This window comes from Lysinibacillus sp. NPDC097231, assembly GCF_044761885.1.
GTDB lineage: Bacteria > Bacillota > Bacilli > Bacillales_A > Planococcaceae > Lysinibacillus.
Genome location: NZ_JBIWDH010000002.1, coordinates 193,821 through 218,517 on the forward strand (window position 1 = coordinate 193,821; position 24,697 = coordinate 218,517).

Consider the following 24,697-nt stretch of genomic DNA (forward strand, 5'->3'; position numbering starts at 1 on the left):
ATAAACAGGATATTTATATACCAGAATCATACAGTATATGAAGTTTTAACATAAAAAAATTGAAACGATAAGTTCATAATCTTGTATTTAGTTTCTATAATTTATACAATAAAAAACGATGGTAAGATGGTAAATTGAAGGGAAGTGGGCAAATCCATGAAAAAGAAAAGTATCATGCTCGTTTTGATACTAGCATTAAGTAGCTTATTAGCTGCTTGCGGAAGCTATAAATTTGAACCCGAAATGAATATAAAAGTACAGGATTTTTCGGTTACAAATCAAAAAAATGAACAGGTGAACCTAGATGACTTTAAAGGCAAACCGTGGTTAGCAATGTTCATCTTTACTAATTGTAATTCCATTTGTCCGCCGATGACTTTTAACATGACAGAGGTGCAAAAGGCACTTCAGGATGAAGGTGTAACAGATTATCAAATTGTAGCTTTCAGTGTTGATCCCGACGTGGATAAGCCAGATGTATTAACGAATTACTTAAAAGCATATTCGGTGCCTGATGTAAGCAAATGGCAGCTAGTAACGGGCTATAAACAAGAGTTTATCGAACAGTTTGCAAGACAATCATTTAATTCCTTAGTAAAGAAAGATCAGGATCCAAATAATGACCAGGTTATGCATATGGGAAGTTATTACTTAGTCAATGCTGAGGGGATTGTAGTGAAGGATTATGATGGTAACACAAATGTACCCGTAGATACAATTGTGGCAGATATGAAGGCATTAACAAAATAAAAATATCAATAACTCAGAGGTTTAGATGACTTCTGAGTTATTTTTATGGCTAAATGTCGGAAAAAACGAACATTTAATTGTTAAATATACATAATTTCAAAAGGGGAGTTCACTGCGCCAAAGCTTAAAAATACTGCTATATATATGAAAGTATTAAATATATCTACTTACGGAGGACTTTCAAATGACTCATCTCTCTCCAATATATGAATGAATGGGACCACTATTTATTGTTCAAAAGATTTGTCTTGTTAAGCTAAAGTCGTTTGTTTAAGTAAATGTGGTTAGTAATTTTTGGTACAATACATATAACTGTATTTATTAAGGAGTGAATAACTATATGAAAAAACTACTTATAGTAACAAGTTATTTAGGCTTTTTTATATTAGGAGGTTTAACCTTTACTTACCTCTCAACAACGGAAGCAGCAAGCAATATGAAAAAGATTAGCGTATTTCAAGATACAATCAATTACTATGTAGATAAGGTTGAAAAAAAACCACAAGAGGGTCAATCTGGCTTTATTTATGAAGGTACTACTTATGTGCCAATGCGTTTTATTGCTGAATCATTAGGGAAAAAAGTGACATGGGATGGAAAATCAAAATCCGTTTATATTGGTGATGTTCCAAAATTCATCTCTTTAAAAGATGTAAAACCTATTGGGAGTGAGGAAGACCACTTCTTCCATTACCCAAGCTCTATTGTTATTAGTACGGGAGAAAAGTTTGAACAATCCTATCAACTTGGTGGATATCATGGTGGAGGGGCTGTACAAGATCATACAGTTGAATACTTAGCTAATGGAAATTACAAAGGATTCGAAACGTATTTAGCACCAGTTAAAAAGTTAGTGGCGGGCTCTTTTGGCATAGGTTCTATGAAAATTTATGCAGATAATAAATTGATTTATGATAGTGGATCGATAAAAGACAAGGTAAAGGTTAATGTAAATTTAGACGGTGCTTCAAAGGTGAAGTTTGAAATTGAAGGCAGTGGTTTAGGTATAATAGATCCTAAACTTATTCAATAATTTAACCAAGTAAATAATATAGAAGAATCTGTAACCTAAAAGAAGTTTTTATAGGGGAGTTCCTTTATACGATGAACTTTTTTTCAAAACAGATTCTTCTTTTCTCGTTTCAAACTTCATTTCACCCCAACAAGACAATGACCTTTTCTGCAATGTTTTGTTCTTCAACTTACGGGTGCAATACAGCTAACGAAGTTGGTTTGTTAAACGAGAGCAACAACTGATTATTCGACTGTTAGTGAAAGCTAACAATCTTTTTATAATTAACTTTGTAGTATGGACTTTGGGTAGATAAAAGTAGTCCAAAACTATAGGATAATAATCAATGTTTTTATTTTCATATTCCATGATAAATGCCCTCGTTTTGTCCAGGCCTCATTTTTTTGCACCAATTAATTAATCAAATTTTTGAATCTGTGTATTAGGACATCGTTTTCTTAACTCGGTAATGAACTCCATTTTATCCTTTGGTAAAATCTTAATACTTCCAAGGGTTGCTGATTTCAAAGATAATTCAAGTCCCTTATCAGACGATGAAATTCGATAACCAGTGAATCCATCTGTAGTTGTAGAAACCTTTGTTATGGTTTGATACGGAATTTTACTTTTGAATGGTCCACCTTTAATTAATAGGTAATCTTCACAGAAAACATATCTAATAGAAGTTCCGTACCACACTATAAAACCTAGAGTAATAATAAAGATAGCAAATGAGGAAATTATAATTGATGATGATGCTACCTTATAAATGGGGAGCAGTACTAGAATACCTATAGTAAAAACGGCTAAAAATATAAGTGTTAAAAGGAAAACATTTCCTTTTGAACGAAAAACCATTGGTTAATCACTCCTTCCTTGTAGCATTGTTTTACAAATTTCTTTGTAGGTTTCAATTTTAAATATTTTTCATCTTAAATTTCATTATATTGTATTTTGTGGCTTTGGATACAGTAACAAATAAAGTGAAAAGCGATAAATTATCATCAATGGAAAATCTCTATGGCAAATCTGATTTACAACCCGAAACAATTGATTTAATTGGAGATAAAAACTATCAAAATATTATCTTACCCGATGCTCTTAAAAGCAAAATTAATAGTGGCGAACAAACGGTAGCTTACTTTTTCAGTCCAACCTGCGTACACTGCAAAGCGTTTACACCCGATATGATGCAAATAGCAAATGAGCGTAATCTTGAAATTCACCAACTGAATTTGTTAGAATCTCAAGATTCTATGAAAGATTATGAGATTCTATCAACGCCAACACTAGTTTATTTTAATGGTGGTGAGGAAGTTGATCGCTTAGTTGGTAAAGCACCTGCAGAAGACGTCCATCAATTTTTCAATCAAGTTAAATGGCCATAAATCATCTAATATAAAGCACATCGTTGGTTTTTTAATATCCAGTGCTGTGCTTTATTTTGTAGATACACTTAAAGCCTCTTCGGTGTAAAAGAAAGGGGTTTAACGGGGGATATTGAGGAAGGAGAAATTGAACTTCCTATCATTGAAAAGTTCGATAACAAAAGGAAGGATAAAAATATTGTTTGTTTATTATCAGAGAAAGATATAGAAGAAGCATCACTCATTTTACAAAATTTTTTTGTTCCAATCATTGGAATTCTTAGACTTCCAATGATTGTTAGATATAAGTAAGATAGACTCCTCGATATATAAGGATAGGCTATTTTAATTCTAATAATCAAATGATTGGTTTTTAAGCTGGAAATGAAGAACAATGTGCAGATACCAAGAACTACTATAGTTTAGGACAAATTGTATGTATGATGAATAGAATTATTACAATACTCGTTGTTAAACATGCAAAATATATTTAAAAAAGAAAAGAGGTATAATGTATATAAAATAGTAATTGTTGTTAGGAGAGGTAATATGGTAGTAAATAATCTTTGTATTTATACAAAACAACTACATGATGACTCTGGAATTAAATCTGGAGACCATATAATGCTAGCTGCCCTTGGTGGAATTAAGAAACTCCCAAAATCATATGTTTCGCACGATGCAAATAACTTTCTATCAAAATTAGAAAAACATTTTACTAGAAATTCTATAATATCTTTAATAAGACAGTTTGAAGGGCCAGGAAAAAGAGGAAATCTTAATCCGAAAAATGCTTCAAAGTCAAAAGTAGCTGTTATGATTTATACAGAAGGTGATGATGAGAAAAAATACAAACTAGGTTACTTAGAATTGGGAAAACCTTATGTAATAAATCAATTTATTTTTAATTTAGATGGTACAAATTAAGGTTGTGAATAAAATACACTATTTTTGCACGTTTGATTTAAAAATTTGCAAAGCTAGATAACTACATATTATTCACCTTGAACACCCACTCGTTGTTGTTATCATAAAAATTAACTCTCTTCAATTAAACAATCCTACTTTATACTATTCTACATATCTATTTTTAAGGAGATTTTACTTTTGAAATTAACTAAGCAAATAAAAACACATAAGCAAAGAACTAGTAAAAGAAAAACAGCAACTGAAATTACTAAAATAATCATCGGATCATTAATGATTTTTTAAATAGCATACTTATTAGAGGAGTGTTTGAATGAACGTATTAATTATTGAAGATGATCAAGCTATCCAAAAGTTTTTACAAAATACATTAAAAATGCTCCCACAAGAATTTAATATTTATCATACAGACAGTGCAGCAGAAGCTTTGAATTTGGCAGAAAAAATAAAAATGGATTTTTTTATTGTTGATATTCAGCTAGTTGATTACAAAGGAACAGATCTTGTCAAACAGTTACGTATAATGCCTACTTATATGTATACACCTATTGTTTTTGAAACGGCTGTTTTAACAGAAGAATTGTATGCATATAGAGAGCTAAAATGTTTTTATTATTTAGTGAAGCCGTATACTCAGTTAGAATGTCAAAAGGTTATTGAGGATGTCCTACAGTATTTATCGCATATTCAAATTGATGAACAAAAGCTCCGTATTGAACAGAAAGGATTTATCTTTGAGTACCAATTAAAAGATTTATTTTATATCGAATCTTTTGGCAAAAAGATTTGTTTACATATAAAACGTGATGGAAACTTACTAAAAGAAATGATTTCGAGTTATTCATTAAAGGCTATCATGGAACTGCTAGATGAGCGGTTTGTTCAAGTACATAAAAGCTTTATTATCAATCAGGATATGATCGAACAAATAGATAAAGTGGAGCAAACGCTTCGTTTAAGGGATGTAGATGATCTTATTCCAATTGGATTAAAATATCGTCATTATATCGTATAGGGGGAAATATCATGAGCGTTCTATTAGATATTTTGACTCTTTGGCTTATTACCTGTTTGTTTTTCCGTGAACCTCTCAAATTTAAATGGGGACACGTATTATGGGTGAGTGTCATTTTATTGTTTTGTTTGCTAGGTGATAGCAATGAGCGAGGGTTAATAATGACACTAAAGGGACTTGGGGTTTTACCTGTGCAAAATTTACCCGGTCTTATTGGTTTTTGTTTTCTTACACTAGTAGCGAATAGTTATCTATTTAAGCGTAGTCACCTAACAATTCTTTTAATGACGATGCTTAGTTTAATGATCTGGATAATGATTCGTATGCAAGCAGTCTTGTTGACGATGATTTTACCACTAGATATAGCATGGAATCATTTTATTAACTTAGCTTTAGTACTTTGTCTTGTTTTCTTCATTCGCCGATATTTTGCCTATACACAATTTGAACAAATGACGTTGATGCAGCAGTTATTTATGAGTATATTCTTTTTTGCTTTTATGGGCATATATCTATTCCAAACAACGGAAATCACACAATTTGGTAGTTGGTTTATGCTGTTAGGATCGATCTTTGTCTTTTTATTAATATCATTGTTATTTTTTGAGCAAAAGAAACAACAAGCTATGCAAGCAAGGATTTTAGCCACAGAAAAATATTTACCGATTATTGACGAGCTAGTATTAGAGGTTCGAGCGAGACAGCATGAGTTTTCTAATAAAATGCTGGCTATCACAAGTATTCTTGAAACTGCTGATACTTTAGAAGAGGCAAGGCATGATATCACTCGATACACTGGAAATGTAAAATTACAATCTCATCAACAACAATTATTAACGATGGATCATAAAATTGTAGCTGGTTTTTTATATACAAAAATAAAAAGAGCCGAACAAATGGGGATTCAGGTAGTGATAAATAATTCAATTTCGGTTCATGATATGCCCTGTGAAGATGTGGATTTAATTGAGGTACTCGGCATTTTACTTGATAATGCCTTTGATGCTAGCCAAAGTGGAGACACTGTATATGTCACACTCAAGAAAGAAGAGAATCAATATGTGTTACAAGTAAGCAATCCATCACCTTACATTTCAAATGAGCATTTCCTAAAGATGTTCGATATTGGCTTTTCAACGAAAAAAGGTGTACGGGGTTTTGGATTGCACAATGTCCAACAAATTGCCAAACAATATAAGGCTAATATCCTTTTAGTAAATGAGCAGAAGACAAAAAATTATGTCACAATTGGTTTGCAATTTCAGGAATAAACGAAGGTTTTACAGGAATGAAAATGATTTCGTTCCTGTAAAACCTTTCTTTGTTCTAAAGCCATTGCAACCAGTAATTTGCTTAGTTATAGTGAGGACAGCAAGGAGGAAGAAGATGTGAAGCGATTAATTATGAATGAATGGCGAAAAGTAAGTGGAGCGGTGTACGTGACAGCAGCAACTGCTATGATAACTGCTACAATCTGTACATTAATTATTTATAAAAATTATGCATTAGAGGCACAACTGGAAGTATATGAGGTGGGGTTTGAGATATTTAATCTTATTTTCCCGTTGCTTGTAGTTATTCCAACAGGTTGGCTTATGTATTTTGAGCGTAAAAATGGATTTATCAAATATACACTACCACGGGTGAATAAAAAACAATATTTATTATCGAAATTGCTTGTAAGTGCAGGAATCGGATTTTTAATTGTTTTTTGTGTTTCGATAATAAGCGTACTTGTTGCATTATATATTGTTCCACCAATTACAGTCCAATTGACAATGGTTAATCCTGAAACAGGTAAATTGATGGGAAGGATTGTTCAAGAGCGTATTTTTGGAGAGCAATTTGTAGAACACCCTTTCATGTATGGGCTTGTATTGAGTTTATGGAAAGGTATTATAGGTGGCTTGGTTGCTATGTTAGGGTTTGTATTGAGTTTATATAGTAAAAATTTATTTGTTATATTAACGGGACCTTTTGTCTATTTGTTACTAGAGAATTATTGCTGGTCAGTTTTTGGTCTTGAGAAATATCGTTTGGTTACGGCTTTTGAACCGTCATTGACTATAAGGGAAGCCATTTCTTGGGCGAGCTTTGTTACTGGGCCTATTTTGCTTTTATTAGTTATTTTCGGATATTTACTGTACAAGCGAAAAATGGTAAATGCAAGCATTTATGAATTATAGGTGAATGTATGAAAATGCTCATTCGGCAACATTTAAATTTATTATTAACGAAAGTTCTTTTACCATTATTAGCTATTTTTTCATTAAAAGCAGTAGCAGATCGCGAGAGGTATGATGGGAATTTTAGCTTGTTTGTTCTTCATCTCATTACGGATCATTATGTCATAATTTTTATAATGACACCGTTTTTTTTTCTTTGTATATCAAAATTATATAGTAAGCCGCGTATGGTCGAGCTGATTCGGATGAAAAAGTTTTATCGCTTTATGTTTACAAAATGGTTAGCAATCACGCTATTTTCTTGCTTATTTGTAGGAATTATTGTCTTGATTTCGATTATTGTCTCAATTGGATTGCCTTTGAGTAATGACTGGTATAGCTCGCTTGATGCAGATATGATGCAATACTATATGAGTACGTTTGGTAGCCCGTTACAAGGTGTATTTTACACCGTACTATTTTTATTCGCAGGTTATAGTTTCATAGGTTGTACATTTGTAACAATGGCGCATTTTTTCTCAAGGAAAGCTACTTATTTTTGTTTCGGAATCCTATACATCATTATGATATTATCCATAAAAGTGACCTGGGTGGAAAATATACCAGTCATCACAATCAATCGTTATATTGTGTTACATCATAACTTTAATGGAGATTATTCGCTTTGGTGGACAATTATTGCAATGGTAGTATTAAGTCTTTTACAAACATTTAGCATCATACAATTTTGGTACTGGTCACCAGCACATTCTAAAAAGCTAAAAAAAGGATTATTCTTTTATTTTACTCGGATTTTATGGACTCCTAAATTAGTATTGATTTGGTGTACAAGCATAGTAGTTTTAGCAGTGACAAAGGCAGCTTTTACTGAAGAAACATTAAATGATTATTTTATGCGTTTTTTTTACGGATTACCCTTGGGTTCTACGCATGTCATGACATGGCTGGAACAAATGATTTATATTGGGACACCGATTTATACGTTCAGTATGTTTTTGCAGTCATGGTGTTATCCAAGAAATATAGCATTATTTATGCGGATACAAAAGAAATCAGTATGGGGAACGGTCGTTTTAAGACACACATTATTATTAGCAGTTGTCTATGTTATCTTGTCAGTCATTATTTTATTAATAATAGGTATATTTTTTAATAAAAGTTTAATAATCGATTGGTTTTTACTCACTTATATTATCCTTATAAAAATACTAGAATTGAGTTGCATGCTAACTATATTGTTTATACTATTTATTGTAACCAATCGGGTGACATTGTCATTTTTAGGTACTATGAGTTTATATCTCATTAATGTTTTCCCAGTAAATTGGTTGTCTTACAATGTGGCAGGAATTGGTCAATTGGCACGTATTGAGGAAATGGGAAGAACGATGTTAGAAATGTCGATTATTAGTTTTGTTTTCCTTATCTGTATGATTAGCATTATAAAATTGACGACATATAAATATTTTGAACGAGGGTGAAATGAATGGCATATGTAATTGAATTACAAAATATATCAAAACAATATTCGGGCCACGAAGTATTAACGGCTATACAATTAAATATTGCACAAGGTCAAACCGTTGGAATTGTTGGTGGTAATGGTAGTGGTAAATCAGTTTTATTTAAATTGATATGTGGATTTGAAGTGCCTACTAAAGGGCAGGTAAAAATACGGCAGCAGGTTTTAGGAGAACAAATTGATTTCCCAGAAGGTGTAGGTGTTTTTATTAATGAGCCTGGCTACATCGAACTTTTTAGTGGCTTTAAAAACCTACAATATTTAGCGGCCATTAACAATCGTATTACTAATAAGCAAATTGAAGACGCTATGCAATTAGTTGGATTAAATCCTAAAAATAAAACAAAAGTAAAGGATTACTCCTTGGGTATGAAACAAAAGTTAGGAATTGCACAAGCAATTATGGAAAATCAAGATATTTTGATTTTAGATGAACCTTTCAACGCTCTTGATTATAAAACATATCAAGATGTAAAAAAGATTATTAAAAACTTAAAAGAACAGCAGAAGACAATATTACTGACAAGTCACCATTTTGATGATATTAAAGAGTTATGTGATGAAATCTATGTTATTGAAGATGGTGGATTGATACCTTTAACGGATAATTATAAGAAGCAATTTATGAAAAAATAATTTCTGTTAAATTTACAATTTTCAGAATACAAAAGAGTTAACGGAAAAAATTTTAAGGTTGTGTCTAAGTTAATCTGATTGGATATAAATATTTTCTCCTGTAGCAGGTTTAACTTTAGAGGAATATTCCACTCATCCTATTGCCAAAGCCATTACAAATTATGTAATGGACCGCAATATTGAGAAAAAATAGGTACAGACTTCAAAAATATTGCAGGGAAGAGTGGTCAAGCAAAAATAAGAGATACGATTTACTATGCAGGGAATGTGAAACTTTTTGAGGAGCTTGGTGTTCCATTAAATAATTTAATCACAAGTTTACATGAAATTCAAAACCGGGTTAAACAGTTGCCATTATCGGACAGAAAAACAGATTTTAGGATAAATTTCAGTATCAGATAAGATTCGATCCTCAACTGTTTCAATGTTAAATTTAGTAAAGCAACAAGGTATTAATTAAACAGTAAACTGGCGATAATGATGGTGCTGCTACTGTTTCAATTTTCGCTGTTTCGTCTCACTGTTATTAGTATACTTTTCATTGATACACAACTTCCTATAATTTATATTATGTAAACTAAAATTATTTGGCGTGGAGGAGGGCTTGAATATGTCAACTACCCATATGTACAAGTGTATATGGACAAGAACTTTTAGACACTGCCACAAACTCACCTTCTTTGCACAAGGATTTTAAAGCATTTTGATTTTTTGGACAAGAACTTTTAGACACTTTATTTTTTATGTGGACAAGAACTTTTAGACATTTTATTTTTTAGGACAAACAAATTACCTTATATTGATAAGGTGTAAAGTGTCTTTAGCTATTTATCAAGTTTGTTACACTCATAACCAATGGGAATTTTAGAAGCACCATTGGGCTTTGTTAACTTTCAACTATATTGCTACCTATTGTTGTAAAGCATTCATTCTTCTGATTATTGTCGGCACTACCTTCATGAGATTTAGTATCCAATAACGCCTTCAATGCTCCTAATTATTTAGAATAATACTATCCATTCCTTTTAAACTTGACTAGAAGCTATTAGCCCAGCTATAGCTACATCAATTCTCATCAATGCTTTCCCAAAAAATAAAAGCCATGGGACGCATCAAGAATTAGTAACACGTACCGTTGCCCATCTCGACGGTGGAGGGGCTAGAAGAGTTACACTCTTATTTAATAGATTTAGAGCATCAAACAGGGATGAAACCACCTATTGTTTTGGAGTCAACAGGACACTACCATGCCCCAGTTGTTCAGTTTTTAGAAGCAAGAGAGTACGTTGCCATTATCGTAAATCCACTAATATCTTACCGAGCAAAAAGTTCTAGCTTACGAAAAACCAAAACAGATGCCATTGATGCATATCACTTAGGCGAACTGTATTACAAAGAGGATTTAGAGCCTCAGAAAAAACGTAGTATTCGGCTTTTAAACCTTCGGCATCTGACAAGGCAACACGAAAATATGACAGGAATTATGGTTCAAACAAAGCTACAATTTCAAGCTGTATTAGATCAAGTTTTCCCTGAGTATAAAGGAGTTTTTGGTGATTTGTACGAAGAGATTTCATTAAGGACTTTACAGTCCTACCCTACATCTGAATTAGTACTAGACGCAGGTGTAGAAGAGATTGCACAATTTATTGATAAGCATTGTAAAGCACGTTCATTTAATTGGGCGCATGAAAGAGCTGAAGTATTAATAGTAGCTGCAGAACGCAACCCATTTCAGTCAACGCTTTATCAAAGCCTTCTCGTCAGTCTGAATATGTATATTGATTTACTTCAAGCTTACCGCCAACAACTTTCTACGTTAGAGCGTGAGATTGATCAATTGGCGGCACAACTCGAAGAATATGAATTAATCCAATCAATTCCCGGTGTAGGTGAAAAAATCGCGGCCACGAAAAATCATATTACTAAACGCGGCTCGGCTAGGCTCCGTCACATGCTTTATACAGCTGTTCGTTGTTCTATTCGAGATAGTCGAAAAAAGAAAACAACACCTGAAACTATCGCACGAAATAAGCGATTACGAGCATTCTATGTTTTAAAACGAGACGAAGGTAAACCATATAAAGTAGCCATTATTGCTTGTGCTAATAAGCTTTTACACTGGATTTATGCCATGTTAAAAACGGAAAACACCATTCCAAGAAATTACATAGTAACAGCATTTTCAATTTCAACAAAAACCTTCCAAATTGAATTCGGAGGGTTATTTGAGTTGTGCTTTTTAGTATAGCATGAAGTGTTTTCTAATTTAAAAGATTTTTATTGACAATCTATTAGCTGGTTTAGTTGTATATCATCATTATGAGGAAACTGTTTTATTCATTCTTGCTTCTTGAGTCATTAAAAATACTTAGCATGAATGTTAAACCTGCAACAATTCCAATGAAATTCGAACTTAGGGCTTTATTAAACCATATACCACCTATGGGTAAAGATAATGGCAAAAATGTAGCTAATGGCACATATAGCGAAAAGAGAAAACAAGGAATGAATACGCAAATAAGTAAAGGCAAATTTATTTTAATGGTCCATTTTTTTATAAAAATAAGTGATAAATAGACACCCCACATAAAGAGAATAATAAAATTAGCCCAAAAAACAGGAACTATATTTGTAGCTGAGATAACTTTAATTTGATATTTAATATCATAACTGATGATTGTTAATAAAAATAACCCAATAACCCAAATTAATTTCCACATATAAGTTGACCACTTTTTCAAGAACAACACCCCCATTAGAGATTTAATTGATACTTATTAATACGTCCGAATATTCAAAAAGTTCCCAAATAGTCCATATATATAAATTATTATTTTAAATGACTACTTTAGATACTTATTTCATCATGTAAAATCCAATGACAGTTGCCAACCTACATGAAGTTCATTTTTAAATTGTTCAATTTGGTGCCGTCTGTTGTTGCTGTGTAGACAACACTAAATTTCTTTTAATTTTTTTGCAATATGTATGGCAAAGATAAAAGTGTGTCATATAAACAAGAAATAAATCTACAATCATTCGCTTGTGCACTAGATTTTAGCCGCAATGAAATCGAGGCTTCCTTTGATTTATTTAAAGTACGTTTAAATTGGCCTTAAAAATACCCCCCATTAAATAAACAGATAGTATTTCTTCATCCGTCTATTTAATAGGGAGATTTCATAATCTAAGGAGGTGCTGTGTGATTTTATATGCGTGGTTTGATAAGACCTTACTTAAAATTTATTAGGAAACAATACAATACACTTGTTTTACGAAGTGAAGAACTATTCGACGTGATGGGATGTCTTTCTGCATTACCCAATCATTCGACTCTTAAAAATACCCTTAAATTACCATTAATAAACTATCTGACCTTTATAGTGATTGTGTTCACCTCAAAGCATTTGAGTCGGGAACGGGTCTCACATACAAAGGACTCAATTGCTTGAATAAACTTCATTCTATGTTTTTTGGAAAGTACCATCCGAGGTAAACTTTTGTATTCGATGGCTAAAATAGTCAGCTACATACACATTCCCTGCAGCATCTATCGCAATTCCAGTAGGATATTGAAACTGACCGTCACTTGTGCCAGCACTTCCCCATGTTTTTAGGAAAGTGCCGTCCGATGTAAACTTTTGAATGCGTTGATTAGATGTGTCAGCTACATACACATTCCCTGCAACATCCACCGCAATTCCAGACGGATATCGAAACTGACCGTCACTTGTGCCATAACCTCCCCATGTTTTTGAAAAGTACCATCCGATGTAAACTTTTGAATGCGATGGCTATAATAGTCAGCTACATACACATTCCCTGCAGCATCTACCGCGATTCCAGTAGGATATTGAAACTGACCGTCACTTGCCCCCGAACTTCCCCATGTTTTTTGGAAAGTACCATCCGATGTAAACTTTTGAATGCGTTGATTTTCTGAATCAGCGACATACATATTCCCGTCCTTATCTACCGCAACCCCCTGTGGAGAATTGAAATAAGCCTGAGGATCCTTCGGTAAAAAAGTTGTAAATTGCTCTCCTCCCGAAGCTTCTACAAGTAAAGATGGAAATAATGTAGAAAAATTTATACAAAAGCACAATAACACTATAAAACAAGACTTCTTTGAAAATTGCATGCTCTCCCTCCTTATGAATATAAGTACATACTCTTTAATAATACTAGGAAGAAAAATAGCATAATACTGACGAATGTTAATGATTGGACATTAACATTAAAAAAAAATAACCTCTTACCGATATTTATCTACCAGAAGTTATTTCTTATTTAATCTTTTTTACATATTATCAAACTTTTTTATAAGCACCACTATATTTTCCTGAATTTTCAGAAAAAACAATGTATAGAAGTTCTTGTCTTTATTATACAAAGTCTAAAAGTTCTTGTCTTTAATTTTGGACAAGAACTTTTAGACAAATTTTATAAAATTGGTTATTTTATCAATGTTTAATTCAATTTTTAATGTCTAAAGGTTCTTGTCCATATACATCCCCATAATATCAGTACTTTTCGACTTATAATTCTGAAGTTCCTTATAATTTTCATGTGAACGATAATTCTCCTTTTTTACGATAATGGGTTTTATTTGTACAGATAATAATTATTGTTTAATACGCTATCTGGAGGTTTTTATACTTGCAACTACATGCTGCCATTGATGAATTTGTTTTGTATATTGAGATTGAAAAAAATTACTCGGTCAATACGGTCACAAGTTATGAACACGATTTACAGCTCTTTTTAGCCTTTTTAACGAACCGTGGTTGTTCAACTTGTTTAAATGAGATTACCAAGACCCAAGTACGTCGTTTTATTCAATATCTATTAGGATCAATAAAACAAAAACCACGTTCGGTGAACTGAAAATTTCTTCCTTAAAATCGTTCACTAAATATTGTCTAAAAGAACACTACCTGACGAATGATTTTACGCATGGAATTGAATCACCGAAAACCGATGATAAACTTCCTGTCTATATGACATTAACCGATTTGCAACTACTATTTGGCTATTTAGAACGCGACCAATCACGTTTTTCGATGCGGGATGAGCTAATGTTTAAATTGTTAGCAACAACCGGTCTGAGACGCTCTGAACTTGTTTCATTAACATGGGAACAAGTTGATTTCGTAAACGAAACGATCCGAGTTGATGGAAAAGGAAAAAAGAACGGATATTGCCCCTTCATCCACACTTAAAGCCGCTTCTGGCATCCTATAAAGCCACTTTAAGATCAGATCAAATATATCCAACAGAACCTGTTTTCCTAAATAAAAATCGTAAAGCATTAGATCCGCGTGGGTTACATGTCATCTTTAAAGATGTGTTGAAAAAGGCAGGCCTCCCGCCTACCCGCTTCACGCTACATCACTTACGGCATACTTTTGCAACATTGATGTTACAGCAAAATAAAGAAAACGTTGACTTACGAACACTTCAAGAACCTCATGGCCATGAAAGTATTACATCGACTCAAGTCTATACCCATGTTGAGTTTGAACAGAAAAAGAAAGCAATTGATTCTTTTCGAACTTTTTGATTCCTTCTTACTTTCAATAGAAAGAAACTACCCTTAATAATGGTTATAATCTTTAATATATTTCGCTTCTAAATCGATTACCAAATCCTAGAGAATACATAGAAATACATGAACACTTTCATGAAAGGATATATATGAAGGAGAATCCATTAGGGTACGACTAAGTTGTGATAGAAGTATTTTTTAGATGTAAAAATGCTGATTTAAATGTTTTCGGGATACAATTGAGTTGTGCGTATACATCAAGTTATGAACTGTATATGTTCAAGTACTTGCAGACACTTTGTACAAGAATGTACAGACATATTCTAATGGAATGCTTAACTTTTTGAGAGTCCGTAGATTCTTGTCCATATTCAAAAATGCCCTTAAGACTCAAGGGCATTTTGTTTAACTAACTATTGTATTTATATTTAATTACTCAATCGATACGTTTTGGCTTTTGAATTTTTTGGTTCCACTATCAACCATTGTAGTTGTAGTTTTTATTTTACATTAACATCAAAAACAAAAGTCTCTTTTCCTTTATCCCATGTTACATTGAGTTTATAAATATAATATCCTTCTTTAGAAGGCATTGTTATTTTAAAATCATTAATTTCAACATTATCAATTGTACCATCTTCATTCTGTTTAGTTATTGTTATAGAATAAGGGTTTTTTTCAATTTCTAAATCTAATATATCTTTTTTTTCGACATCTATTGTTTCAAAATCATCAGCTAATTCATTTAGATCACGAGGACGCATTTCTTTTATTTTCACATCACCTTCATCCCATTCGAAATTACTTGGAATCATTGTATATTGTTCTCCGTTCACAATAACTTTGCCTTCAGGCTGACTAACAATATCGTTTAGAAAACCGTTACATCCACTCAAAAGAGTAACAATCAAAATTAATAAAATTATTTTTTTCATTTCAACCACCCCTATAAATAGAATATAGACTCGATCATAGTAAATGTTCTTTAGTATCCTACATTACAAAATTTTACAAAAATTAAAAAATGTTGTATATACGAGGCACTTAATCACATTGCATCAACGTAAAAAAGCAGCATGATTAAAACCATGTTGCTCTCTAATTTATAAGTGTTCTCACTTCACTAAGTCTATTCCACCTGTAAAAATTGGCCGATAGATAGATTTTATTGACCATTGCCAGAAATGCTGACCGTTTTTAATCGTGTTAGAAAGACTTTTACTTAAAGTATCATCTTCTCTAATTCAAAATAATATTAGTTGGCCACACTTTATATTGCCCGATTATTATTTCTCAGCATTTCAGCAATATTTTAAAACAAATTCAACAATTTTTCTATATAGTTTACTCTTCAGATATTCCTGTTCTATTTTAACTAACATGTATCGTGATTCTGTAACAACCAGCTAATAAACGATAATTAGCATTATTTAAACGAATAATCCCCTTTTGAACGATAAATTATAGAAACCATCCGATAATTAGAAAGTTGTGACCAAGGTATTTATATTATGTAAACTAAAATTATTTGGCGTGGAGGAGGGCTTAGATTCATCAACTACCCCATAATCTCTGTACTTTCTGTATATAGGCCTACTTTTTGGGACAAGAATGTCCGGACATTCTTATGTCATCTTGTAGTAAAGCCTCCGTTAGTGAAAAAGACTTACTTAACTTCAATTACAAAGTCATAACTCGAACTTCCTTTTTTCCAATGTGCAGAAACACTATAAATATAAACCCCTTTTTCTTTTGGCACTAATAAAACATTATCATTTAATGGGACATTCTCCATTTCGTTTTTATTAAACCATATAGATGCACCCAACGTATTTTCTAGTGGTTTACGATTAAATTCTATTTTTAATTCAGCTCCAGGTGATACAACAACAGGTTTAAGTTCTTGATGTTTAATCAAATCTGGCGGGGAAATCTTATCAACACATTGAACGTTAATAAGTCCATTCCAACAATAAGAACCTTGTGCCACTTCTACAGTATTATTTTCAATAGTTATAGTTGGTTTAGGTGGTTTAAGGTTAAATACAATATTAATCCCACCTACTAATACAACTACAGCTAACAAAGAAATTAATACCTTTTTCATACACTTACCCCCTAGTGTTTCTAAAGACACCTTTAGTTGAATAACTGAATCAATCTACTGTTTGGTATAGTGTAACACATTTACAAATATTGGTGCAGAGAGGTGTGAGCCTTAAAGCAAGTAATGATGGGATTGCGGTAGTACATCACAATTAAGCTAATTGCATTATTAAGTCCCATAGAACAGCTATAAAATGAGTCGAGATATAGCAAGACGGATACTTGGTTGCTTTGATTTCTCTCAGGTCAGTGTAAGAGTATAACAAAAGGACTTGCGTGTAATTTTACGCACAAGCCCATAGATTGAAGACTATTGTCTTGGTTGTCGATTGGTTTATGGTAATCCTCGTTATATTTAATTGCAGTTCTTACATAGTACCTTTTTAGCTACTTTAGCAATTGTTGTATCTAAGCGTCCTACGAGCATACTTTTCTCAGAAGGCATTGTTATTGTAGCAGTAAATTCTTCTCCCTCTTCAATTTTCCTATTGCAATTGGCACAAGTTAACTCTTTGGTCATAAATGTTTTTTTAATTTTATCTAACAACTCACCATCTCCTTTCTACCATTTTGAATTAACAGAAAATTATATCTTCAAAGAAATTGTAACATGGAAGATGGTTTGTTGGGATAAAAATGGGAAAACGAACTACAATAGATTGACTGTTACAAGCAATGAGTAACAGGCTTATAGAAGGGTTTAACGAGCCTGCAAGCGCTGATAGTGGAGCTGAGGAATCGTTCACACAGGCTGTATGAATGAAGCTACAAAGCCATGCGTGAAGTAACAGGCTTAGTTGTGAGAGCATAAGAAAAGAACTTCATATATGAAAATCAATCATATACCCACGTCCTACACCCGTTCGTTGAATAAGATAAGAAACGCTTATTCAACAATCGCGCCCAATTGTTGAAGATTGGTTTTCAACTAAAGCCCCCTTTACTTTAAGTACAAAAATTCTCAAGCACATTAAAATTACATAAATATCCATTTTTGTTTAGGTTTTCCTTTAAATTGTCCTTAAATTTAATAATTCTTAACCATTTCTGAAATCCCTGTCTTAATAATAATTATGTTTTTTGGCTTTAAGTCTCCTCTATCTTCTATTTGCTACTCCGAAAAAATCAGGTAACTAACAATGTAAAGCAGCAAAGAGTTTTTCTAGTAATTAACACAATCAGGAAAACTTAGTAAAAGGTGTTTACAAACAACTTAAAGATGGATATACTTACAAAGTAAACAAAAAATTCTTAAGGAGGTCGAATGAAATGATCGTTATTGTTAATTTGATGTCATTGGTAGTTACAACTTCAGTAAAAATGAAAATCACACATTCGACCAGATCGGAATGGATCGCTTAAGGCTTTTTTTGTAATTAAGCATACCCATACCGCAGGGAGAAGTGTGCCCCTGCGGTATTTTTGTGCCTTTTTTCACCGTAGGGGAGTCTCTCTACGGTTTTTTTCTTTTTTCATGGTAATTTAAGGAGGTGATAATAAATGATATTAAACATTTTTGCTCTCACGATAACTATTAAAAAACGTGAGATCTCTCTCGAGGAAGCACTTCATAATGAAAATGTGAAAAAAATCTTTGAAGAGAACCGAAGAAAAGTAGAAAATTATATTCGTATTCGTCAATATTAATTTTGTTAATTAAAAAACATGAAAGGTGGGAATTGAAATGATTTATATGATCAAAAGACGTCATGCAGTTTTATGGGTGGAGAAAGACACAACCACCAGATGAAGTAATATAAAGTGACAATATAGCTATTTAATTTTATAATCTCAGTAAAGCTAACCCGTTCTAATCTAGGACGGGTTGCTTCAGGAGGTATTTTGCACTTTTTTAAGCGATATTTTACACATACAACTTGATGTAGTTTAAGAAAATGCGGAATTACAATGTTAGGGAAATTCTAATTCTAAAAAGCGTAATTCCTCGATACTAAAATTGAATTTGGAAATTTTTAGATTAATTCCATTATTCGGCCCGTTAGCCATCCATGTAGCGCAAAACCAGCGCTACACAACAGAGAATGAAAGATGATTAAGTTCTTTCATGGGAGTTTAATAACATATAAATTTTTAAAGAATATTTAACTTCTCCCTTACAGTATTAACAATCGCATTCACACTAATATTCTCTGTCTCTATGTACTCTCCAAAATTGTAATCATTATATGCTTTTAAACACTTATCAGTTTGTTTAAAACACCAATTTCCTTCATCTTCTCCACGTTCCCGCAACCTATCATATATAGTCTCCCTACTTGCTGTTAAACAGAAATGGTATGTATTGCCGTCAATGCTGTTAAATCCATTGAAAATATAGTTAAAATATTTAGGATTTCTAATAGTCATAGGTACAATTAAATTGACATTATATTTTGATATTAGAAGCCTTGCTACCTCAACTGTTAACTCTCTCCATAATTGTAAGTCTTGAAAATCTCCTGTTTCTGCTTCAAATCGTTTTATTTCTTCAGGTAAAACATTTCTTAACATATAACCTGCTTCTTCAGGGTCATATAACATACTATTTTCAATAACTTTAAGAAGTTTTCTTTTGTCGTAATCCTCATTATCCTAGCAAATTGTTCAATACGTTCCGATTTTAGAGTACAATCTCCTTTTAACATAAATCCTACAAGTGCTTTACTAACCCCTAATTGTTCAGCTAGCCATTCATAAGATTTATCCTCAGTCTCTAACCAATCAATTATTTTGTTAATTACGATGTCGTTAGTTTTCATATCATACTCCCCACCTATCTATAAAACTTATCATTCTATATAGGCATCCATAAAGATTATTACGTTCTTTCATGGGAGTTTAAGTATATTTCTTCACAAGGTGATTACATGCCATGCGTAAGGAGCAATACTTTGTTCAATTCGTATTTTACTACCTCAGGATACTGATATGTACGCTGTAATTGATTAGATTCTTAAGTAAATATATCCAGCGTTCATGTAGACAATCTTTTTTTTCAAACAGTACGACTTTATTTCAAAGACACAACGATCTTACTACACGCTTTTTATTTATCCCACACTCTCATCTGCTAGTACTACTATTTTTTATTACCAAATTAGCCGTTTCACTTGGATGGTTAAGAGGAAAATGATGACCATATGGAACAAAATCAACCTTACCAAGATGCGAAGGAGCAGAATAGCCTCTGTCATAATCCCCCCAAATAATGCGAAGATTATACTTTGTTACTTCATTGAAATCACCTTGAACGTTTTTCAATAGTAAACTGTTAAGCTGAACCGTAGTATTTAAAATTCTAGGAGAAGTAAAACTGTTACTTATTTTTTCAATATAATGTTCAGGGATGCTCTCCGTACTTTCAAATAAACCATTACTTAATAAATAACGCTCTATTAAATTAGTAGTTGCCAACTTCAATGTCCATTTGTTCATAAATTGAGGAACATTTATCGATTTAGCATTTTTTTTAGCAACAGGTGGCTGAAGTAAAGTAATTGTATACTTCTTATCTATGTACTTTTGTACTAATGCTTCCAAAAGAATATACGCACCAAATGAATGGCCAATTAGATGGGCATCGTTAGTAGCTTTCTCCAATAACTTTTTCACTACATTCAAATAGATATTTAAAAGATTTTTCTCTCGTTTAAAAGGAGAACGTCCCAAACCTGGAAGGTCCATGATCCATACAGGTCGACCCGTTTTTTCATGAAGCTCTTTCCCTAAAGGAAATAAATCCTCTCCATCACTTAATAAACCATGTAATAAAATAAACGGTTTACCCTCTCCTTGTGATTGGTAAATGGTAGTATTATTACATAATGTTCGTTTAAATAAATGACTGTGCTGGCCATTTTGATACATCATGCGATAATCCAGATCAGCTATTACGGCTGGGAAAAATTTCATTACATTTGTCTCCTTAAACCAATCTTCTCCCATAATCTTTTTCGCTGAACCATTTGAAAATGTTCGATTTGTAATAAAGTTTAGCCCATCAGCAGGAATTTGGGTTATTTTGCTTACGCCACTATTCATAAGTGCTTTCATAAATGGCAATGGGGCAGAAATTTTAGGTGCAGTCATATTCATACTTTCTGACATAGCATCTAATAATTCTGAAATATTCTGATCATGTTGTTTATCTTCAACAAGTGTATATGTTTGTATAGTTGGTTGCTCCAATCTGAAAACCTGCACAATAAACTTTGCTAGTTCATCGTTTGCAATAAGTGGTAATCTATATTCCTTACCTCCAGGAATCACTGGCATGAGCCCTTTTCGCATACTCATCACAAGCAAGCCTAAGCCTCCTGTTTGCTCCGTACTCCCTGTTTTACTACTACCAACTACTGTTGGTGGATTAATTACTGAAAGCGGATAACCTACTGTTGATGCCTGCTGACGGATATAAAGATCTGCTAAAAACTTTGTTCTCTCATATGGATTTTTTATTTTCAAAAAATTGTTTCCTTCTTTAAACACATCTATCGCAATCTTGCTATTTTTATCATCAAAGGGACTCATATAGCCTACAACATGAATAAATTGTTGCAATCCCTTCAATTGATGAATATTTTTAGCGAATTCACTAATATGTTGGGCACCATTCAAAAATACGGAAGCTGCCTCTTTGCTTGTCGCTTGAATATCCATGGGGCCTCCTGCGTGAATAATCACATCCGTTTTCAATACCAACTCCTTATCTTCTGCACTTAGACCTAAGTCTATTTTCGTCAAATCACCTTCAATAAAGTGCATAACTGCCTCTTTTAAGATGCCTCTTTCTTGATAAATACGTGTTGCTTTACTTTTCGATCTCACTAATAGAAGAATTGTAACATGCTCTTTGGCTAATTCCTTCACTAATTGCTTTCCAATAAAACCTGTTCCACCAGTTAAAAATACTGTTCTCATATAAATCCTCCTTTTAGTACTATTCAGTACTAATTTGATGTAAAAAAAATGCTTCTTTTATCGAAGCAAGTTAAAAAAATGATCTGCTGTTTTCATGATTACAGTTGCATCCTTCAGTGTTTCTGAAATAAATAGCGCTCCTTCAAGATTTGTAATAAAAAGAGATGCAACCTCGTCAATATTAATTGTCTTTCTAAATTCACCATTCTCTACCCCTTGTTTAAGTAATAGAGAAACTTTCGTTTGTAATCCTGCAAAAAAAAGACCTATTTTTTCTTTTACTTTTGTGGCATTTGTAGGGCTTTGAATATAAAGCGTAATAAATGGACAGCTCCCCTTATATTCTCTCGTCTGAACTCCTTTTGATAATTGCTTTAAAAACAGTTGGATACGATCTTCAACTAATAATTGGTTTTGAGATAGTAAGCCATCAATTGCAGATTGATACATTTCAATCCAATAATCAACGACCCCTTCCAACAATTCTTCCTTATTAGAGAAGTGATAATACACATTAGACTTTGAAACCTTGCTTACACGAACTAATTCATCCATGCTTGTATAAGCAAACCCTTTTTCTAAAAATAATGTTGCAGCTACTTCAATCACACGTTTTTGATTCATTAGTTTTACCCTTGTCATAATTAGTACTGTACAGTACTATAATAGGTGTTGCAAGTATTTTTGTTAGTTTAATAAAAAAATTAATCAAAAAAGCTATACTTTAATTGATTTTACTGCTAAAAATTAATCTCATTTTGAACAAAGTTGAACTGAACCCCAAAACTGTTTTGGATGGCTTGCAATTTTTCACTCGTGTTTTAACGCTAGGTTCATATATTTTTGAAAAGAAAACAAATATGTTTTTTTGGAAGATACATACGAATTTATTTTTGTAGTCACTAAATTGTTTAGAGGAGATGCTTTTATGCCCATTTCAGTACAGCATATTCGACATGCTACATCAATTATCTCAATAAATGGAAAATGATTACTGATTGATCCGATGTTGAGTGAAGCTGGTAAACTTTCATTTGTCCCTTTCACTAGAAATTATCGCAAAAATCCATTGACTTCATTGACTGTTTCACTTCACATTTTCGAAAATGTAGATGCTATCCTTCTAACACATCGTCATGGCGAAACATCGAATTGTAAGTTGGTACCATTAAGCTTCACTGTAACTTCTTTACTTGCAGCATTTGCACTCGCCAGACTTGCAAAACATATTTTTACGGCATACATTTGCAACATTGATGTTACAGCAAAATAAAGAAAACGTTGATTTACGAACACTTCAAGAACTGCTTGGCCATGAAAGTATTACATCAACTCAAGTCTATACCCATGTTTTCATAAGCATTAAGCAGGTCATAAAAAATTCACAATGGATTGAACAATGGGAACCGTCACTATACCATCCAGCACTAAAAAGAGAACTTGCCCAAGATATTTGACGTTGTTTATATTTTAAAAATAAACAAGCCAAATAGAAATCATTCAATTCAGGGAGATTTTCAAAGGGTTCCGAATTTGCAAATTCCTTTACAATTCTTTCTGCACCGTTTTGAAATTTTGTTAATGAAAGTTCTATAATCCAATAAGGAGGACTTTCAGATTTATCAATAATTTCATCACAAAATAATAAATAATGCTTATATGTTATTAAGCCAGCCTCAATCATCTCCCCCAACCTCTGTTAAGTGGTCAAGCTGAAGGTGCTGTTATTTCAAAAGTTGTGAAGGCTCTAATTTGATGTCGTGAAAATCAAATCTCCTACTCAAGAAGTTTATAGCAGTTCAGAGCAAAAGCTCGAGCTTCATGTGTATTTTACAGAAGTTATCAATTTTTTATACTGTAAAATAAGCACCAAATAGCGCCCCCTGAAAAACAGGTGGGCGCTATTTACGCTTACGTCTACTCTATATAAACTGACCGGACCAAAGTTCTGACCGATTCCTTACCATTCGGGTGCTTCGTCGTCATATCAACAGTCATATTGTAAACACCAGGCGTTGAAACCTTCGGCAGCTTGGATGTGAACTCGGCTCCGTTTGTTGTATTAGGAATGATCGATTGCTTAAGTTCATTTCCTTCAGGATCCTTGAATTTGAAGGAAAGACTTGTTGTTCCAGCTTGCTTCGGTGCTTTCAAGGTGAAGGATGTTTGGTCTGCCTTACCCTTGCCAGCCATGTTAAGCTCAATCTTCTCAGATTCATCAAAGGAGGAGACAAGCAGGTAGGCATCCTTTGTATTCGTTGCCTTCATTTGTACAGTCCAGGAACCTTCGATGAACTCGTCAAGCTGGAATGAATAGAGACTTGCGCCTGAGATAATCGTATCATCTTTTATAGGGCCTGAGGCTGTCATAATCGTTCCGTCCGGTGCAACTAACTCGACAGTCGTGTCATTACTGGCTGTGTAGACGAAGATAGTTCCACTTGTTGTGGCTGGGACATAGATTTCATTTTCGGTGAATTGGCTATCTGACAGCATACCTCCATTTATATAGTTGGAAGACTCACTTTGGATGACGGTGTCCGTTTGATTTAATGCTTCGATATTATCCGATAATTGGCTATCTGACAACATATCTCCATTTATATAGCTGGAAGACTCACTTTGGATGACGGTGTCCGTTTGATTTAATGCTTCGATATTATCCGATAATTGGCTATCTGACAGCATACCTCCATTTATATAGA

At 32.9% G+C, this 24,697-nt stretch carries 24 protein-coding genes and 3 pseudogenes; 15 read left to right on the forward strand and 12 right to left on the reverse strand.

The features are described 5' to 3' along the window. Nucleotides 1-156 precede the first annotated feature (156 nt). Nucleotides 157-750, forward strand: coding sequence for an SCO family protein (locus ACIQXF_RS02760; protein WP_402778778.1), 594 nt, complete (start codon nucleotides 157-159; stop codon nucleotides 748-750). 340 nt (nucleotides 751-1,090) lie between these two features. Further along, nucleotides 1,091-1,783, forward strand: a complete 693-nt coding sequence (locus tag ACIQXF_RS02765; RefSeq protein WP_402778781.1) for a stalk domain-containing protein — start codon at nucleotides 1,091-1,093, stop codon at nucleotides 1,781-1,783. Between the two features lie 396 nt (nucleotides 1,784-2,179). Here the strand turns inward: ACIQXF_RS02765 and ACIQXF_RS02770 are convergent, their stop codons facing one another. After that, nucleotides 2,180-2,620, reverse strand: coding sequence for a PH domain-containing protein (locus ACIQXF_RS02770; protein ID WP_402778784.1), 441 nt, complete (start codon nucleotides 2,618-2,620; stop codon nucleotides 2,180-2,182). Between the two features lie 98 nt (nucleotides 2,621-2,718). Here ACIQXF_RS02770 and ACIQXF_RS02775 point away from each other — a divergent pair, with 98 nt between their 5' ends. The 8 genes and pseudogenes from ACIQXF_RS02775 to ACIQXF_RS02810 all read left to right on the forward strand — a co-directional run. Then, on the forward strand, nucleotides 2,719-3,150 hold the full coding sequence (locus ACIQXF_RS02775) for a thioredoxin family protein (protein WP_402778787.1): 432 nt from the start codon (nucleotides 2,719-2,721) through the stop codon (nucleotides 3,148-3,150). Between the two features lie 528 nt (nucleotides 3,151-3,678). Next, the gene (locus ACIQXF_RS02780) at nucleotides 3,679-4,056 is read left to right on the forward strand and encodes a hypothetical protein (RefSeq protein WP_402778790.1); all 378 of its coding nucleotides are present in this window, start codon (nucleotides 3,679-3,681) and stop codon (nucleotides 4,054-4,056) included. 313 nt (nucleotides 4,057-4,369) lie between these two features. Next, nucleotides 4,370-5,071 (forward strand): LytR/AlgR family response regulator transcription factor, encoded by a 702-nt coding sequence (locus ACIQXF_RS02785; RefSeq protein ID WP_402778793.1) that lies wholly within the window; start codon nucleotides 4,370-4,372, stop codon nucleotides 5,069-5,071. Nucleotides 5,072-5,082: 11 nt separating this feature from the next. Continuing rightward, nucleotides 5,083-6,342: a sensor histidine kinase gene (locus tag ACIQXF_RS02790; RefSeq protein WP_402778796.1), complete on the forward strand. Its 1,260-nt coding sequence runs from the start codon at nucleotides 5,083-5,085 to the stop codon at nucleotides 6,340-6,342. 117 nt (nucleotides 6,343-6,459) lie between these two features. Continuing rightward, a complete protein-coding gene (locus ACIQXF_RS02795; protein ID WP_402778799.1) occupies nucleotides 6,460-7,257 on the forward strand; it encodes a hypothetical protein in 798 nt (265 codons plus the stop codon). A 14-nt stretch (nucleotides 7,258-7,271) separates the two neighbouring features. Continuing rightward, nucleotides 7,272-8,738: a hypothetical protein gene (locus tag ACIQXF_RS02800; RefSeq protein WP_402778802.1), complete on the forward strand. Its 1,467-nt coding sequence runs from the start codon at nucleotides 7,272-7,274 to the stop codon at nucleotides 8,736-8,738. 5 nt (nucleotides 8,739-8,743) lie between these two features. Beyond that, the gene (locus tag ACIQXF_RS02805) at nucleotides 8,744-9,415 is read left to right on the forward strand and encodes an ABC transporter ATP-binding protein (protein WP_402778805.1); all 672 of its coding nucleotides are present in this window, start codon (nucleotides 8,744-8,746) and stop codon (nucleotides 9,413-9,415) included. A 1,150-nt stretch (nucleotides 9,416-10,565) separates the two neighbouring features. Then, nucleotides 10,566-11,589 (forward strand): annotated as a pseudogene (locus ACIQXF_RS02810) (IS110 family transposase); the annotation flags it as partial. Between the two features lie 162 nt (nucleotides 11,590-11,751). Here the strand turns inward: ACIQXF_RS02810 and ACIQXF_RS02815 are convergent. From ACIQXF_RS02815 to ACIQXF_RS02825, 3 genes are all read right to left on the reverse strand, one after another. Further along, nucleotides 11,752-12,138, reverse strand: a complete 387-nt coding sequence (locus tag ACIQXF_RS02815) for a hypothetical protein (protein ID WP_402778808.1) — start codon at nucleotides 12,136-12,138, stop codon at nucleotides 11,752-11,754. A 744-nt stretch (nucleotides 12,139-12,882) separates the two neighbouring features. Next, nucleotides 12,883-13,113, reverse strand: coding sequence for an SMP-30/gluconolactonase/LRE family protein (locus ACIQXF_RS02820; RefSeq protein ID WP_402778811.1), 231 nt, complete (start codon nucleotides 13,111-13,113; stop codon nucleotides 12,883-12,885). Beyond that, nucleotides 13,086-13,559, reverse strand: a complete 474-nt coding sequence (locus ACIQXF_RS02825) for an SMP-30/gluconolactonase/LRE family protein (RefSeq protein WP_402778813.1) — start codon at nucleotides 13,557-13,559, stop codon at nucleotides 13,086-13,088. Before ACIQXF_RS02825 ends, ACIQXF_RS02820 begins: the two co-directional genes overlap by 28 nt. A 518-nt stretch (nucleotides 13,560-14,077) precedes the next feature. Between ACIQXF_RS02825 and ACIQXF_RS02830 the strand changes: the two genes are divergently transcribed. Both ACIQXF_RS02830 and ACIQXF_RS02835 read left to right on the forward strand, forming a co-directional pair. After that, nucleotides 14,078-14,305, forward strand: coding sequence for a site-specific integrase (locus tag ACIQXF_RS02830; RefSeq protein WP_402778815.1), 228 nt, complete (start codon nucleotides 14,078-14,080; stop codon nucleotides 14,303-14,305). Nucleotides 14,306-14,481: 176 nt separating this feature from the next. Further along, nucleotides 14,482-14,981: pseudogene (locus tag ACIQXF_RS02835) on the forward strand (tyrosine-type recombinase/integrase). Nucleotides 14,982-15,466: 485 nt separating this feature from the next. Here the strand turns inward: ACIQXF_RS02835 and ACIQXF_RS02840 are convergent. From ACIQXF_RS02840 to ACIQXF_RS02850, 3 genes are all read right to left on the reverse strand, one after another. Further along, nucleotides 15,467-15,901, reverse strand: a complete 435-nt coding sequence (locus tag ACIQXF_RS02840; protein WP_402778818.1) for a lipoprotein — start codon at nucleotides 15,899-15,901, stop codon at nucleotides 15,467-15,469. A gap of 731 nt (nucleotides 15,902-16,632) precedes the next feature. Then, the gene (locus ACIQXF_RS02845) at nucleotides 16,633-17,073 is read right to left on the reverse strand and encodes a hypothetical protein (RefSeq protein ID WP_402778820.1); all 441 of its coding nucleotides are present in this window, start codon (nucleotides 17,071-17,073) and stop codon (nucleotides 16,633-16,635) included. 354 nt (nucleotides 17,074-17,427) lie between these two features. Further along, nucleotides 17,428-17,592 (reverse strand): hypothetical protein, encoded by a 165-nt coding sequence (locus ACIQXF_RS02850; RefSeq protein ID WP_402778823.1) that lies wholly within the window; start codon nucleotides 17,590-17,592, stop codon nucleotides 17,428-17,430. 980 nt (nucleotides 17,593-18,572) lie between these two features. Between ACIQXF_RS02850 and ACIQXF_RS02855 the strand changes: the two genes are divergently transcribed. Further along, nucleotides 18,573-18,719: a YrzI family small protein gene (locus tag ACIQXF_RS02855; protein ID WP_402778826.1), complete on the forward strand. Its 147-nt coding sequence runs from the start codon at nucleotides 18,573-18,575 to the stop codon at nucleotides 18,717-18,719. A gap of 444 nt (nucleotides 18,720-19,163) precedes the next feature. Here ACIQXF_RS02855 and ACIQXF_RS02860 read toward each other — a convergent pair whose 3' ends face one another. The 4 genes from ACIQXF_RS02860 to ACIQXF_RS02875 form a co-directional block, all read right to left on the reverse strand. Continuing rightward, entirely contained in the window at nucleotides 19,164-19,583 is a 420-nt protein-coding gene (locus tag ACIQXF_RS02860; RefSeq protein WP_402778829.1) for a tunicamycin resistance protein, read from the reverse strand. Continuing rightward, entirely contained in the window at nucleotides 19,577-19,831 is a 255-nt protein-coding gene (locus ACIQXF_RS02865) for a hypothetical protein (RefSeq protein ID WP_402778832.1), read from the reverse strand. The genes ACIQXF_RS02860 and ACIQXF_RS02865 overlap by 7 nt, the downstream gene beginning before the upstream one ends. Before the next feature lie 304 nt (nucleotides 19,832-20,135). Then, nucleotides 20,136-21,992, reverse strand: coding sequence for an alpha/beta fold hydrolase (locus ACIQXF_RS02870; RefSeq protein WP_402778835.1), 1,857 nt, complete (start codon nucleotides 21,990-21,992; stop codon nucleotides 20,136-20,138). A 57-nt stretch (nucleotides 21,993-22,049) separates the two neighbouring features. Then, nucleotides 22,050-22,616: a TetR/AcrR family transcriptional regulator gene (locus tag ACIQXF_RS02875; protein ID WP_402778838.1), complete on the reverse strand. Its 567-nt coding sequence runs from the start codon at nucleotides 22,614-22,616 to the stop codon at nucleotides 22,050-22,052. A 382-nt stretch (nucleotides 22,617-22,998) separates the two neighbouring features. On the opposite strand from ACIQXF_RS02875, the gene ACIQXF_RS02880 reads away from it, so the two are divergent. Together ACIQXF_RS02880 and ACIQXF_RS02885 are read left to right on the forward strand one after the other, a co-directional pair. Further along, the gene (locus ACIQXF_RS02880) at nucleotides 22,999-23,265 is read left to right on the forward strand and encodes a hypothetical protein (protein ID WP_402779114.1); all 267 of its coding nucleotides are present in this window, start codon (nucleotides 22,999-23,001) and stop codon (nucleotides 23,263-23,265) included. Then, nucleotides 23,225-23,449 (forward strand): annotated as a pseudogene (locus tag ACIQXF_RS02885) (tyrosine-type recombinase/integrase); the annotation flags it as partial. The gene ACIQXF_RS02880 and the pseudogene ACIQXF_RS02885, both read left to right, overlap by 41 nt. Before the next feature lie 460 nt (nucleotides 23,450-23,909). On the opposite strand, the gene ACIQXF_RS02890 reads toward ACIQXF_RS02885, so the two are convergent. Then, nucleotides 23,910-24,697 (reverse strand): hypothetical protein (locus tag ACIQXF_RS02890; RefSeq protein ID WP_402778841.1); only part of this gene is annotated, 788 nt, incomplete at its 5' end.

Excerpts from the sequence above, each read along its gene's own strand:
- ACIQXF_RS02880 (WP_402779114.1), top strand. The coding sequence starts at position 22,999 with ATGTTGAGTGAAGCTGGTAAACTTTCATTTGTCCCTTTCACTAGAAAT.
- ACIQXF_RS02825 (WP_402778813.1), bottom strand. The coding sequence starts at position 13,559 with ATGCAATTTTCAAAGAAGTCTTGTTTTATAGTGTTATTGTGCTTTTGT.
- ACIQXF_RS02860 (WP_402778829.1), bottom strand. The coding sequence starts at position 19,583 with ATGTTAAGAAATGTTTTACCTGAAGAAATAAAACGATTTGAAGCAGAA.
- ACIQXF_RS02865 (WP_402778832.1), bottom strand. The coding sequence starts at position 19,831 with ATGAAAACTAACGACATCGTAATTAACAAAATAATTGATTGGTTAGAG.
- ACIQXF_RS02780 (WP_402778790.1), top strand. The coding sequence starts at position 3,679 with ATGGTAGTAAATAATCTTTGTATTTATACAAAACAACTACATGATGAC.
- ACIQXF_RS02805 (WP_402778805.1), top strand. The coding sequence starts at position 8,744 with ATGGCATATGTAATTGAATTACAAAATATATCAAAACAATATTCGGGC.
- ACIQXF_RS02870 (WP_402778835.1), bottom strand. The coding sequence starts at position 21,992 with ATGAGAACAGTATTTTTAACTGGTGGAACAGGTTTTATTGGAAAGCAA.
- ACIQXF_RS02855 (WP_402778826.1), top strand. The coding sequence starts at position 18,573 with ATGATATTAAACATTTTTGCTCTCACGATAACTATTAAAAAACGTGAG.
- ACIQXF_RS02790 (WP_402778796.1), top strand. The coding sequence starts at position 5,083 with ATGAGCGTTCTATTAGATATTTTGACTCTTTGGCTTATTACCTGTTTG.
- ACIQXF_RS02845 (WP_402778820.1), bottom strand. The coding sequence starts at position 17,073 with ATGAAAAAGGTATTAATTTCTTTGTTAGCTGTAGTTGTATTAGTAGGT.
- ACIQXF_RS02850 (WP_402778823.1), bottom strand. The coding sequence starts at position 17,592 with ATGACCAAAGAGTTAACTTGTGCCAATTGCAATAGGAAAATTGAAGAG.
- ACIQXF_RS02770 (WP_402778784.1), bottom strand. The coding sequence starts at position 2,620 with ATGGTTTTTCGTTCAAAAGGAAATGTTTTCCTTTTAACACTTATATTT.
- ACIQXF_RS02840 (WP_402778818.1), bottom strand. The coding sequence starts at position 15,901 with ATGAAAAAAATAATTTTATTAATTTTGATTGTTACTCTTTTGAGTGGA.
- ACIQXF_RS02760 (WP_402778778.1), top strand. The coding sequence starts at position 157 with ATGAAAAAGAAAAGTATCATGCTCGTTTTGATACTAGCATTAAGTAGC.
- ACIQXF_RS02815 (WP_402778808.1), bottom strand. The coding sequence starts at position 12,138 with ATGTGGAAATTAATTTGGGTTATTGGGTTATTTTTATTAACAATCATC.
- ACIQXF_RS02875 (WP_402778838.1), bottom strand. The coding sequence starts at position 22,616 with ATGAATCAAAAACGTGTGATTGAAGTAGCTGCAACATTATTTTTAGAA.
- ACIQXF_RS02800 (WP_402778802.1), top strand. The coding sequence starts at position 7,272 with ATGCTCATTCGGCAACATTTAAATTTATTATTAACGAAAGTTCTTTTA.
- ACIQXF_RS02765 (WP_402778781.1), top strand. The coding sequence starts at position 1,091 with ATGAAAAAACTACTTATAGTAACAAGTTATTTAGGCTTTTTTATATTA.
- ACIQXF_RS02785 (WP_402778793.1), top strand. The coding sequence starts at position 4,370 with ATGAACGTATTAATTATTGAAGATGATCAAGCTATCCAAAAGTTTTTA.